This is a genomic window from Halomonas sp. GFAJ-1 (assembly GCF_000236625.2).
GTDB lineage: Bacteria > Pseudomonadota > Gammaproteobacteria > Pseudomonadales > Halomonadaceae > Vreelandella.
The window spans coordinates 1-12,902 of the sequence record NZ_AHBC01000012.1 but is presented as its reverse complement, the minus strand read 5'-3'; the positions used below and the strand labels follow the sequence as shown (position 1 = coordinate 12,902).

13 protein-coding genes and 1 rRNA gene are annotated in these 12,902 nt (G+C 54.5%); 10 read left to right on the top strand and 4 right to left on the bottom strand.

The window, feature by feature from the left end:
* Positions 1-196 precede the first annotated feature (196 nt).
* Positions 197-1,417, bottom strand: coding sequence for a methionine adenosyltransferase (gene metK, locus MOY_RS03570; RefSeq protein ID WP_009096602.1), 1,221 nt, complete (start codon positions 1,415-1,417; stop codon positions 197-199).
* A gap of 242 nt (positions 1,418-1,659) precedes the next feature.
* Here metK and tkt point away from each other — a divergent pair, with 242 nt between their 5' ends.
* The 7 genes from tkt to MOY_RS03535 all read left to right on the top strand — a co-directional run bounded on the left by tkt (position 1,660) and on the right by MOY_RS03535 (position 8,713).
* Positions 1,660-3,651, top strand: a complete 1,992-nt coding sequence (gene tkt, locus MOY_RS03565; RefSeq protein WP_009096600.1) for a transketolase — start codon at positions 1,660-1,662, stop codon at positions 3,649-3,651.
* 33 nt (positions 3,652-3,684) lie between these two features.
* A complete protein-coding gene (locus MOY_RS03560; protein WP_009096597.1) occupies positions 3,685-4,038 on the top strand; it encodes a CidA/LrgA family protein in 354 nt (117 codons plus the stop codon).
* Entirely contained in the window at positions 4,028-4,747 is a 720-nt protein-coding gene (locus tag MOY_RS03555) for an LrgB family protein (RefSeq protein WP_009096596.1), read from the top strand. Before MOY_RS03560 ends, MOY_RS03555 begins: the two co-directional genes overlap by 11 nt.
* Positions 4,748-4,792: 45 nt before the next feature.
* Complete coding sequence (locus tag MOY_RS03550; protein WP_009096595.1) at positions 4,793-5,836, top strand: type I glyceraldehyde-3-phosphate dehydrogenase; 1,044 nt, start codon at positions 4,793-4,795, stop codon at positions 5,834-5,836.
* Between the two features lie 48 nt (positions 5,837-5,884).
* Positions 5,885-7,054: a phosphoglycerate kinase gene (locus MOY_RS03545; RefSeq protein ID WP_009096594.1), complete on the top strand. Its 1,170-nt coding sequence runs from the start codon at positions 5,885-5,887 to the stop codon at positions 7,052-7,054.
* An 82-nt stretch (positions 7,055-7,136) separates the two neighbouring features.
* Positions 7,137-8,201 carry a class II fructose-bisphosphate aldolase gene (gene fba, locus MOY_RS03540; RefSeq protein ID WP_009096593.1) on the top strand — a complete coding sequence of 355 codons (1,065 nt, stop codon included), beginning with the start codon at positions 7,137-7,139 and terminating at the stop codon, positions 8,199-8,201.
* A 161-nt stretch (positions 8,202-8,362) separates the two neighbouring features.
* Positions 8,363-8,713, top strand: a complete 351-nt coding sequence (locus tag MOY_RS03535; RefSeq protein WP_035539958.1) for a hypothetical protein — start codon at positions 8,363-8,365, stop codon at positions 8,711-8,713.
* Here MOY_RS03535 and MOY_RS03530 read toward each other — a convergent pair.
* Positions 8,710-9,033: a hypothetical protein gene (locus MOY_RS03530; protein WP_009096591.1), complete on the bottom strand. Its 324-nt coding sequence runs from the start codon at positions 9,031-9,033 to the stop codon at positions 8,710-8,712. The genes MOY_RS03535 and MOY_RS03530 overlap by 4 nt on opposite strands.
* A gap of 224 nt (positions 9,034-9,257) precedes the next feature.
* On the opposite strand from MOY_RS03530, the gene MOY_RS03525 reads away from it, so the two are divergent.
* Genes MOY_RS03525 through MOY_RS03515 form a run of 3 tightly spaced genes read left to right on the top strand, consistent with a single transcriptional unit; the run spans position 9,258 to position 11,297 of the window.
* The gene (locus tag MOY_RS03525; protein WP_009096590.1) at positions 9,258-9,956 is read left to right on the top strand and encodes an HAD-IA family hydrolase; all 699 of its coding nucleotides are present in this window, start codon (positions 9,258-9,260) and stop codon (positions 9,954-9,956) included.
* Between the two features lies 1 nt (position 9,957).
* Positions 9,958-10,332 (top strand): translation initiation factor Sui1, encoded by a 375-nt coding sequence (locus tag MOY_RS03520; RefSeq protein ID WP_009096589.1) that lies wholly within the window; start codon positions 9,958-9,960, stop codon positions 10,330-10,332.
* 56 nt (positions 10,333-10,388) lie between these two features.
* Positions 10,389-11,297 (top strand): nuclease-related domain-containing protein, encoded by a 909-nt coding sequence (locus MOY_RS03515; protein WP_009096587.1) that lies wholly within the window; start codon positions 10,389-10,391, stop codon positions 11,295-11,297.
* Between the two features lie 7 nt (positions 11,298-11,304).
* Here MOY_RS03515 and MOY_RS03510 read toward each other — a convergent pair whose 3' ends face one another.
* Together MOY_RS03510 and rrf are read right to left on the bottom strand one after the other, a co-directional pair.
* Positions 11,305-12,636 (bottom strand): deoxyguanosinetriphosphate triphosphohydrolase, encoded by a 1,332-nt coding sequence (locus tag MOY_RS03510; protein ID WP_009096585.1) that lies wholly within the window; start codon positions 12,634-12,636, stop codon positions 11,305-11,307.
* Between the two features lie 171 nt (positions 12,637-12,807).
* Positions 12,808-12,902 (bottom strand): 5S ribosomal RNA (rrf, locus tag MOY_RS16625); the annotation flags it as partial.

Here is a 12,902-nt window from a genome sequence, read left to right as displayed (position 1 = left end):
CCAACTCCCGAGAGCGCTCCCTAACGACGCTGCTGGTAAACAACGGCTACATTACAGCCTTAGCCGCTAGCGAAGTAATCTTAGCGCATGCCGAGGCACTTTTTATAGCGAACATAAAAACGCCCCCTGGCCTAAGCCAAGGGGCGTTTTGGAAAATCTTCACTTTAAAGAGGTCTAGCTTGCCTTCACATGTGCTTTATAAGCCAGCGGCCTGACGCAGCGAAGTGGCTTTATCAGTCTTTTCCCACGGGAAGGCAGTAAAGGTTTCTTTATGTGCTTCGCCTTTGTCGTCTACCCAGCTGTAGCTGTGCTCAAACGGCTCGCGGCCAAAGTGGCCATAGGCGGCAGTAAGACGGTACATGGGATGCAGCAGGTCGAGCATTTTGGTAATCGCGTAGGGGCGGAGGTCAAAGTGCTCACGAACGAGATCAACAATCTTCGCGTCGTCGATTTTGCCAGTGCCAAAGGTATCAATAGATACCGAGGTGGGTTCAGCAACACCAATTGCGTAAGAGACCTGAATTTCGCACTTATCGGCAAGCCCTGCCGCCACAACATTTTTGGCTACGTAACGGCCAGCGTAGGCTGCGCTGCGATCAACCTTTGAGGGGTCTTTACCCGAGAATGCGCCGCCACCGTGTCGTGCCATACCGCCATAGGTATCCACGATGATTTTGCGGCCGGTTAAGCCACAGTCACCCACTGGGCCGCCAATCACAAACTTGCCAGTCGGGTTGATATGGTACTGGGTATTTTCATCCAGCCACTCAGCGGGAATCACCTGCTCGACGATTTCACGCTTGACCATTTTGCGCAGGTCTTCCTGGTCAATTTCCGGGTCATGCTGAGTGGACAACACGATGGCGTCAACGCCACAGGGCTGGCCTTGTGCGTTATAGCGGAAGGTGACTTGGCTTTTGGCATCCGGGCGCAACCACGGCAGCAAGCCGTTTTTGCGCAACTCTGCCTGACGCTCCACTAAACGATGCGAGTAGTGGATCGGCGCCGGCATAAACGAATCGGTTTCGTTGGTGGCGTAACCGAACATTAGCCCTTGGTCACCCGCGCCCTGGTCTTCTGGCTTAGAGCGGTCAACGCCCTGAGCAATATCAACGCTCTGCTTGCCGATCAGGTTGATCACCCCGCAGGTTGCCCCATCGAAGCCAACGTCGGATGAGGTGTAACCAATGTCGGTAATCACATCCCGTACCAGCGCTTCCAGATCCACCCACGCAGATGTAGTGATCTCACCGGCAATAATAGCTACACCGGTTTTCACCATGGTTTCACAGGCAACGCGCGCCTGCTTATCACGGGCAATAATGGCATCTAGCACCGCGTCGGAAATCTGGTCGGCAATCTTATCAGGATGGCCTTCTGAGACAGACTCGGAGGTAAACAGGGAATATTCGCTCATCGCGCACTCGACCCTCTGTATGACGGCTGCATAGTGACCGCAGCATCAGCAGGAAATCATGGCAGGAGGTTCCCTGCCCGTATAAAGAAGCGGCTCGACAACTTTTACGGCCGCTTCGGGAGGCAGAGTCTACACGCTGTTGGGAGTTCTTCACAGAAGCGGCCCGCAGAATTTGCCGCCGCGGGGGAAGTCAGCGACAATAGAGGCTTTATTATTTCTGTTTTCAGGCGAGGAGCACCCCCATGCCGTCCCGTTTTGAGCTAGCCAATGCCATTCGCGCCCTTTCCATGGATGCTGTTCAGAAGGCCAAATCTGGCCATCCTGGCGCCCCCATGGGCATGGCTGATATTGCCGAGGTGCTGTGGAATGACTACCTCAAGCACAATCCCGAAGACCCCAAGTGGGCTGATCGTGACCGGTTCGTGCTGTCTAATGGTCACGGCTCCATGCTGCTCTACTCACTGCTGCACCTTAGCGGCTATGAATTAAGCCTGGAACAGCTGCAAAACTTCCGCCAGCTGCATTCCCCCACCGCAGGCCACCCAGAGTACGGCTACGCGCCGGGCATCGAAACCACGACCGGCCCGCTGGGCCAAGGGTTTGCCAACGCCGTGGGCTTTGCGATTGCTGAGAAAACCTTAGCCGCGCAGTTCAACCGCCCGGGCCACACCATTGTTGACCACACCACTTGGTGTTTCTTAGGCGATGGCTGCTTGATGGAAGGTATCTCCCATGAAGCAGCGTCATTAGCCGGCACTCAGCAGTTGGGTAAGCTGGTTGCTCTGTACGACGACAACGGTATCTCTATCGATGGCGACGTTAAGGGCTGGTTCACCGACGACACCGCTAAGCGCTTTGAGGCTTACGGCTGGCACGTGGTGCCCAATGTAGATGGCCACAACCCTGAAGAGATCAAAGCCGCGATTGAGCTGGCGAAGAGCCACGACGATAAACCTAGCCTGATTATCTGCAAAACCATCATTGGTTTTGGCGCCCCGAACAAGCAGGGCAAAGAAGAGGCCCATGGCGCACCGCTAGGTGACGAAGAAGTGGCCCTGGCACGTAAAGAGCTTGGCTGGGAGCACCCGCCGTTCCATATCCCCGAGCCAATTTACTCCAAGTGGGATGCGCGTAATGCAGGTAAAACCCGCCAACAGGAGTGGGACGCACGTTTTGCACGCTATGCTGAGGCCTACCCAGCAGAAGCGCGTGAATTTAAGCGTCGCATGAAGGCGCAGTTGCCAAGCGACCTGTCCACAGAAGCGCTGATCGAGCAGGCCCAAGAAAAAGGCGAAAGCATTGCCTCACGCAAAGCCTCCTTTGAAGCGCTGAACGTGATTGGCCCGCAGATGCCCGAACTGTTGGGTGGCAGCGCTGATCTCGCACCCTCTAACCTGACGTTCTGGAAAGGCGCTAAAGCGATTACGCCAGAAGATGCCAGCGGCAACTACCTGCACTACGGGGTGCGTGAGTTCGGCATGGGCGCGGTCATGAACGGTATCGCGCTGCACGGCGGTTTCGTGCCTTATGGCGCTACTTTCCTGATCTTCATGGAGTACATGCGTAACGCGGTACGCATGGCAGCGCTGATGGAAAAGCAGGCTATTTACGTGTTTACCCACGACTCCATTGGCTTGGGTGAAGATGGCCCAACCCACCAGCCAATTGAGCAGCTAACCAGCCTGCGCACCACGCCCAACCTGAACACTTGGCGCCCCTGTGACGCCGTCGAAACCGTCGCCGCCTGGGATGCCGCCCTTAAACGCCACTCCGGGCCCACGGCGCTGGTGCTATCACGCCAAAACCTGCCCCACCAGTCACGCACCAAAACGCAGCTGGCCTCAATTCAGCGCGGCGGTTACGTTTTGAAAGATTGTGACGGTACGCCCGAGCTTATCCTGATTGCCACCGGTTCAGAAGTTTCCCTGGCCATGGACGCTGCCGCTGAGTTGGAAAAGCAGGGCAAAGCCGTACGCGTTGTCTCCATGCCTTCAACCTTCCGTTATAACGGCCAGGAAGAGGAGTATCGTGAGCGTGTACTGCCTAAAGCTGTCACCAAACGTATCGCCATTGAAGCAGGCCACGCCGACTACTGGTACAAATACGTGGGCCTTGATGGTCGTGTGATTGGCATGACCACTTACGGCGAATCAGCGCCAGCAGGTGAGCTGTTCAAGCACTTTGGCTTTACGGTTGACAACATCGTCAAACAGGCTAATGAACTGCTCGGCTAACGCTACGCAGGCTGATCAAGCGCGGGTTATGCAATGCCCGCGTTAAACGGTCTGCTATGGCTGATTAGTTATTGGTTAATCGGAGAAGTGGTGATCCACTTTTCCGGACTCCCTGTTTCTTCTGGGGTGGTGGGCATGCTGCTGCTGTGTGCCACTCTGGCACTACTTAGACGCGTACCCGCAAGCCTTGCCGCCGCTGCTCAACCGTTAATTGCCCTGCTCGCTATGCTGATTATGCCCGGCGTCGTCGGCGTGTTTTTTATGCTGGATGAGCTAGCTGGCGAATGGCTTGCGGTGCTAACTGCGCTGCTACTAGGCACGCTGCTTAGCGTTATGACCACGCTATGGCTGCTCAAACGTCTCATTGGACGCCCAAATGCCCGCTAGTCTTCTGAGCACCCTAACCGCTACCCCTCTGTTTGCTGTCGGTTTAACGCTTGCCGCTTTTTTACTTGGCAGCGCACTCTTCAATCGTCTGAAAAAGCCTTCATGGCTACCGGCTATTTTAATTGCCGCGCTGCTATTAGCAGCGACCCTCGCGGTGCTCGGCGTGCCCTACACGACGTATCAGCAGGGGGCTACGTGGCTCACGATACTGCTAGGGCCCGCGACCGTGGCGTTGGGCATGCCGCTCTACCAGCAGTTGCCGCGCATTCGTGAGTTATGGCGCCCTCTGGTGGTGTGCCTACCTATCGCGGCGATGCTTGCCGCTAGCTACGCCTTACTCATCGGTTGGTTAATGGGCAGCAGCCAGCATATCCTCGCCTCTATTGCTGCTAAATCAGTCACCGCACCTATCGCTATTGGCATTACCGAACAGCTGGGTGGCAGCGTGGCGCTGCTGATGGGGGCACTATTGTTGACCGGCGTGGTGACTATTCCGTTTGTCAGCTTTTGCGCAAAGCTGCTAAATATCGATGATGAGCGAATTATCGGCTTCGCTCTTGGCCTTAACGGCCATGCCATTGGCACCGTGCGGGCATTTGAACTCAGCCCAACGGCGGGGGCTTTTGCCTCACTCGGCATGAGCTTAACCGGCATATTAACCGCTCTGATGCTACCGCTTGCTTGGCAGCTTATCGGCATCGCCGGTTGAAATACGTTATCATCTCGCCACTTTATTTAAGAGCCGCTCTGTCTCATGGCTAACTCAACACCCACGTATCGTATCGCCATCAATGGCTATGGGCGTATTGGTCAATGCGTGCTTAGGGCACTGGTTGAGCGTAACCATCCCGAGCTTGAGGTGGTCGCCATTAATGAGCTTTCTGACCTCGCAACGATTACCTATCTGACCCGCTACGACACTACCCACGGACGTTTTCCAGGCGACGTGGATCACGATGGCGAAGCGCTGCTGATCAATGGCCAGCGAATCCACGTGCTGTGTGAACCTGACCCCAAGGCGCTGCCCTGGGCAGCTCTGGATATTGACCTAGTGCTCGAGTGCTCTGGCAGCTTCAAAGATCGTGCCACGGCGGAACTACATCTGGCAGCAGGCGCTAAGCGGCTACTGTTTTCTCAGCCCGCTGAAAGCGATGTGGATGCCACGATTGTGTGGGGCATTAACGAACACAAGCTAGCGCTTTCCCAGCGCATTCTTTCGGCAGCCTCTTGCACAACCAACTGCTTAGTGCCGCTGCTGACCGTACTGGATGAAGCGCTCGAACTGGAGCACGGTGTCACCACCACCATCCATTCGGCCATGAATGACCAGCCGGTGATTGATGCTTACCATCAAACCGATTTGCGGCTGACCCGATCTGCCATGCAGTCGATCGTACCGGTAGACACCGGCTTAGCTGTGGGCATCAGCCGCCTGATGCCAAGCTTAGCCGGGCGTTTTGAGTGCTTGCATGTGCGTGTACCGACCATCAATGTATCAGCGATGGATGTGGCATTAAGTGTGCGCCGAGATACGACTGCCGAACAGGTCAACGCTCTGCTGCGTACCGCCAGTGCGGAGCGACTTGCCGGTGTACTCGGCTATACGGAAGCTCCCATGGCATCGATTGATTTTAATCACGACCCGCGCTCTGGCATCCTAGACGCCACCCAAACGCGCGTCGCAGGCACGCGCTTGATTAAACTGCTGTGCTGGTTTGACAACGAATGGGGCTTCGCCAACCGCATGCTGGATATCAGCCAGCGGTTGGCGTCTCTAGAAGCGGGACACGCTGACTAGGGCTACATCACTACTTTTCACCTGTTTGAACACGAGGAAATCACTCGCATGAACGTGCAAAAAATGACTGACCTGCCCCTGGAAGGGCAGCGTGTGCTAATTCGTGAAGATTTGAATGTACCCATCAAGCATGGCCGTGTTTCCAGCGATGCGCGCCTGCGGGCAGCGCTGCCGACCATTCAAGCGGCGGCCAACGCAGGTGCAAAGGTCATGCTGATGAGCCACCTAGGCCGCCCCACTGAAGGCGAACCTAGCGAAGAGTTTTCCCTAGCGCCGGTGGCCGAACGCTTAGGAGAGCTTCTGGGCCGCCCGGTTACGCTTATTAGCGAGTATTTAGACACCGCGCTGGACCTGGCCAACGGCGAAGTCGTACTCCTTGAGAATGTGCGCTTCAATACTGGCGAAAAGAAGGACGACGAGCAGTTGGCCAAGCAGTATGCAGAACTGTGTGACGTATTTGTGATGGATGCCTTCGGCACCGCCCACCGCGCCCAGGCCTCAACCCATGGTGTTGCCCGCTTTGCCCCACAAGCCTGCGCAGGGCCCTTGCTTGCCCAAGAACTCGACGCCCTTGAAAAAGCACTGGCGAACCCTGCTCGCCCGATGGCAGCGATTGTCGGCGGCTCTAAAGTCTCCACCAAGTTAGATGTGCTCACCGCGCTTGCTGACAAGTGCGATCAGTTGATCGTTGGCGGCGGCATCGCCAACACCTTTATTGCCGCGGCAGGCTATAATGTGGGCAAATCACTCTTTGAGGCGGATTTAATCGGCCAAGCAAAAGCCTTGATGGAAAAAGTCGCCATCCCGCTGCCAACTGACGTAGTCGTTGCCACTGAATTTTCAGAGTCTGCCGAGGCGGTGGTCAAGCCAGTTGATCAGGTCGCTGATAACGAAATGATTTTGGATATTGGCCCAGACACCGCCGCCCACCTCGCCAGCTTGCTGAAAGATGCAGGTACTATTTTGTGGAACGGCCCGGTGGGCGTATTTGAAATTGACCAGTTTGGTAACGGCACTCGGGTAATCGCTCATGCTATCGCCGATAGCGCGGGTTTCTCGATTGCTGGCGGCGGTGATACCTTAGCGGCCATCGATAAATATGCCATTGCTGACCGTGTTTCCTATATTTCCACAGGGGGTGGTGCGTTTCTTGAGTACGTTGAAGGCAAGCAGTTGCCTGCCGTCACCGCGCTCGAAGCAGCTGCCCAACGCGGTTAATACGCATCGCGCTGAACCTGCACGCTCATAGCATCTGTGCACATAGACAACCCCGATTCAAAAACATACATAAGGTGACCCCATGGCTTTGATCAGCATGCGTCAAATGCTCGACCACGCTGCCGAATATGGCTACGGCATTCCAGCATTCAACGTTAATAACCTTGAGCAGATGCGCGCCATTATGGAAGCTGCTGATGCCACCGACTCTCCGGTGATCGTGCAGGCTTCTGCCGGCGCACGCAAATACGCCGGTGCCCCTTTCCTGCGCCACCTGATTTTGGCAGCGGTGGAAGAGTTCCCGCATATTCCCGTCGTTATGCACCAGGATCACGGCACTAGCCCTGCGGTTTGCCAGCGCTCCATACAGCTGGGCTTCTCCTCTGTCATGATGGATGGCTCCCTGGGTGAAGACGGAAAAACCCCCATGGACTACGACTACAACGTCGACGTCACGCGTCGTACCGTAGAAATGGCGCATGCCTGCGGCGTTTCCGTCGAGGGCGAGCTAGGCTGCCTAGGCAGCCTGGAAACAGGCATGGCCGGAGAGGAAGACGGCATCGGCGCCGAAGGTAAGCTAGACATGGAGCAGATGCTAACCGACCCAGAAGAAGCCGCTGAATTTGTAAAAGCCACCCATGTGGATGCGTTAGCGATCGCCATCGGCACCAGCCACGGCGCTTATAAATTCACTAAGCCGCCCACTGGCGACACCCTCTCCATTCAGCGTATTAAAGAGATTCATGCGCGGATTCCTGACACCCACCTGGTGATGCACGGCTCCTCCTCAGTGCCCCAGGAGTGGTTGGAAGTTATCAATCAGTACGGTGGCAAAATTCCGGAAACCTACGGGGTACCCGTGGCAGAGATTGTCGAGGGCATCAAGTATGGTGTTCGAAAGGTCAATATCGACACTGACCTACGCCTAGCCTCCACCGGCGCAGTACGCCGCTTCCTGGCCGAAAACCCCGCGGAATTTGATCCTCGTAAATTCTTGAAAGAGACTGTCACGGCTATGCGCGACCTATGTATCGCGCGCTACGAAGCCTTTGGTACAGCGGGTAACGCCAGCAAGATTAAGCCAATTAACCTGGAAGAAATGTTCCTACACTATGAGCGCGGCGAACTGGCTCCCAAAGTAAAATAAGTGTGTAGATAACGCACCTTCGAAAAGACGACCAGCCGGTCGTCTTTTTTAATAACACAGGTTACGAGTGAAGGAATAAATATTGCAACGCAGCATTAATGCGCTAACACTGGTGATGAAGCCACGAAGTTTCGTGGTCCAGCAAGGAGGCAACAACGCTTATGAAATCCACGACTCCTCTTTCCCTAATACCCAATTCACCAGTAGCAATGCTAGATATCTGGAAAGCGGGATTTATGGCATTTGAGCTATGGAGCTCTTCATTATCGACCATCGCCATGCGTCAACAGCTATGGCAAACAAAGCCTTTTTTTAGTCCCTCCATGATGCGCGAAAATCAGCGTATGGTGACTGAAAAGATAGAGGCCAGTATGGAAGCTGGCCTTGTTATGCAAAAAGCGCTGTTTGGCGCCATGAGTGGAAACTACGCTCCATGGTGGGTAACCAGTCAAAAGACTATGAAGCCCTACCACCGCCGTAGCAGTGCTAACTCCCGCCGCTTGTCCCGCTAGTGCTGCTCGCTATCGTGCTCACTCTGCTCATCTTCACCTTGTACGATAGCGTCATCAGCACTCCCCGTACCACCGGTTCCCCCTTCGGCATTATCTTCCCCATCGCTTTCAACACTACTTGAGCCTACCTCAGCACCACTAGAGTCTGACTCATCACGCTGCAGCGCGCCTGCCTTAATACCGTACTTTTCTTCCAACGCAGCATCGTCTAACGCTTCGGCCTGGGTATCGTCTGATTCCGTTTCCTCAGCCAGTGTGGGGCCCGCCGCTAACAGTAAGCTGCCTAACGCAATTGAAAGCAACCAAGGGGGAAGTCGCATGGGTGGTCTCCTTTTTATAGTAATAACAGCTTAGCCTATAGAGCGTATGCCTTCAGAAGAACGCCGAAAAAGCGCATTCAATCTTATCTGTGCATAATGGCCAACCAGCGTTATCGTATAAAAATTATAAAACAGTGTTCACAAAGGGCGTAAAATCTCGTTCAATAGCAGTGTGTCGGTTTCAACTAACATGGGCAGCGCTCTTTGCGCTCCAAGGAACGACAATGCCGCTTCCACTTTTGCTGTTTGACTGTGATGGCACCCTCGTTGATAGCGAGCCTCTTTTAGCTGAAGAGATGGCCATTGGCCTTAACTCTGTCAGCTTGCCGTTTGCTGCTTCTGATTATCTTGGGGAGTTTCGCGGCACTCGCTTCCGACGTATCGTGGCCGAGCTCCAACATCGCTATGGTGAAATAGATTCCGAGCGGCTCGACCATATGGAGCATAAGATGCGCGCCAAGCTGGCTGAACGACTGGCCACCGAATTGACCACTATCTCTGGCGCCCGTGAATCGCTCGACGCATTAAGCCACTTTCCTAGCGCGGTTGTTTCTAATGGCCCAGAGAGTAAAATCCGCACTGCCTTACAAACCACCGGCCTCACCCACTATTTTGGTAATCGGCTGTTTAGTGGTTATACCGCCAATTGCTGGAAGCCAGAACCCTGTTTACATCTGCACGCAGCCAGTATCATGGGCTATGCTGCCCATGACTGCATTGCGATAGACGATGCGCTTGTCGGCGTTCGCGCCGCGCTGCAGGCGGGCATGACGGTTATCCATTTAAACCGTTTTCCGGATGCCGAAAGCACCCCTGAAGGCGCGATTATGATTAGCAGCATGTATCAGCTACCCGCAGTGGTGGAGCAGCTGACACATGAATGGCGGCTGGCAGCAGTGCCTCAACACTCAACAGGGAACTAGCATGGCTTCTTTACGTGACCAGCTTGGAGGGCTTGTATACTCAACCGAGCATGGAAAAACTTGCCCAGATTGCCGCGAGTCAATCGATGACTGCCGCTGTGAGATCGCCAGCGAACAGCAGCGCCTCGCTGCACTGGACGGCATTGTGCGTATTCGCCGTGAAACTAGCGGCCGTAAAGGCAAAGGCGTCACGACTATCAGTGGCATACCTCTGAATAACACAGAACTTAAAACACTCGCTAAGACATTGAAAAAACGCTGTGGCACGGGTGGTGCCGTTAAAGATGGCGTGATCGAAATTCAGGGCGATCATCGCGAGACACTGCAGCAAGCGTTAACGTCGCTCGGCTACCAAGTAAAGTTGGCGGGCGGCTAACACACCTCTATGATGTCGGTTTACGTAAGTAAACTGCTAAAGGGCAAGGCACTGCAATGGTTTGGCTGGAATACCTGCTACCGCTCATCTTTCTGTTCCCCATGGCGGCCATGGGCGGCATCGTATTAGCACTGCGGAGCTTACACGACGCCCGCGTTCACTCGCCGTTTGACGCCCCACTGCGTGAACCTGGACAAGCGCTAAGGCACCGTCTGGACAAAGCTTTCTCAAGCCTATTTCTAAACGGTGCATTGGGTCCTATTATAAGCCTTGCGCCGCTGGTTTATGGCATGGGTAGGATGCTATTTGTTGAGCAGCAGGACTGGGTGGAGTGGGCACTTTATGGCTTACTAAGCACGCTGTTGGTATTAGCGTTTTCCCTGCTGTTAATTCGCGATTACCAGCGTATTCGTCGGCTTAAGCTCGGCCTAGCCTGCGAGTTAGCCGTTGGCCAAGAACTAGAGCGCTTAGTAAGGCCCGAAGCGCACCCTTATTATGTCTTTCACGATGTCCCTACCGATAGCTTTACCATCGACCACGTAGTGGTGACACCCCATGGTATTTTTGTAGTAGAAACCCGGGCTCGGGCGCTGGCGATCGGTACTGATGGTAAAGAGATAAACAGCGTCGCGGTTGAACGCGAGCGTCTGCGCTTCCCTCATTGGCAGGAGCGTCGCCCCTTGCATAAAACACGTCAAGGGGTCAGTTGGTTAACTCAGTGGCTGGAGCGACGCTGTGGTGTGCCTGTACCCGTTAGAGGAGTGCTTGTATTACCCGGCTGGCAAATCGATACCAGCGAAGCATCGCCGGATATTTTGGTGGTCAGCGGCGAGCACCTTGCCCGCCAGTTGACAGAGTTAACCCCAGGCCAGATGAGCGATGCCATCCACGATCGAGTGATTCACATTCTCCTCGAGCGCGCGCGACTGATGGAGCTGAAGCATTTACGCGAGCCCTCGGTGTAGGCATGCGTTAGTAGCCGCGTAAACGGCCTCCCATCTCCTGAGCTAAATCCACCGCGTAGTGATCCGTCATCCCACCGATAAAGTCCAGCATTCGTCGATAACTGTCGTATAACGTCCAAGATGGCAGCGGTGTGTTTTCACCAATTAACGCCAACACTCGTTGATGTTTAAAAGAGCTTTTTCCCGTGTGGTGCAGCTCGTGGGCTGCTCCGATAAAGGCTTCCAACAGAATACCCAGCGTGGTGTAAGCACCAATTTCCAGCTTCGCTTTACGCTCATTCTGGAAGATACGCTCACGGGCTAATTGTTTGGCTGCCCGCACGCCCCAGCCCAAATCTGGGTGGCACAGCTCAAGCAAGTCCTCTCCTAGCGTTCCACTCAACAATGCCTGTTCATACTCTACAAAGACAGCACCTACGTCGTTCACAGCACGTTCCATGGCTGCCCCTCTTAGCAGCGCGATGCGTCGACGCTGGGAAACCTGTCTACGCTCCATATCTGCGTATTCAGGCGGAAATTCACCGGCAATTTGCCGCAGTATTTCAACCACCTCTTCATAGCGCAAGATGCCCATTTCCAACCCATCTTCCAGGTCGAGCAAGGCATAACAAATATCATCAGCTGCTTCGACAAGCCATGCTAACGGATGGCGACACCAGCGCTGCTCCCCCTGGGGAAGTAAACCAACGGCGTCTGCCACTTCTGTTAACAGTGCTTGCTCAGATTGATAGCAGCCAAACTTGCCCGCCCGGCCGCTATAGCGCACTGTCCATGGGTATTTAAGCAGTGTACCGAGCGTTGCCGCAGAGAGCCGCATCCCCCCATTGAACTGGTTGTACTCAATTTGGGTAATTACCCGAAATCCTTGAGCATTACCTTCATAGGTCAATAAATCTTCCCGCTCAGCCTCTGAAAGTCCATCTAGCAGACCGCTTCCCTGGGCGCGTCGAAACCAGTCACGTATGGCGTATTCGCCAGCATGACCAAACGGTGGGTTGCCAATATCATGACCTAAGCAGGCGGTTTGAACGATTACCCCAAGATCAGCAGGGGTTATCCAATCAGGCAGACGATCGCGTAGCAGCTCTCCGACGATCATACCCAATGAGCGACCAACGCAGCCAACTTCTAGTGAGTGGGTCAGGCGCGTATGGATATGGTCATTTTCAGTCAGCGGATGCACCTGGGTCTTTCGCCCAAGACGCCGGAAAGAACCAGAGAATACAATACGATCATGATCTTTATGGAAGGGGCTGCGGCCTATTTCACGGGTACTATCAGTGCGATTATCGTGAAGGCGCTGGGGGGAAAGCAACTGATTCCACTGCATTTGTGTCATAGCATTCCTCCTTGAAATGCTACATTTTGACATAAAACACCAGAAAACCGCACGTTAGTATGAGGTGTGGCATTTCCTACTCACGATTCCTCCCTTACGCCTCACCACTTACCCCTCACGCATAAAAAAATCCCCCAAGGCATCAGCCCTGGGGGATTTTTCTTAATAAGTGCCTGACGATGACCTACTCTCGCATGGGGAGACCCCACACTACCATCGGCGCTAAGCGGTTTCACTGCTGAGTTCGGCAAGGGATCAGGTGGTTC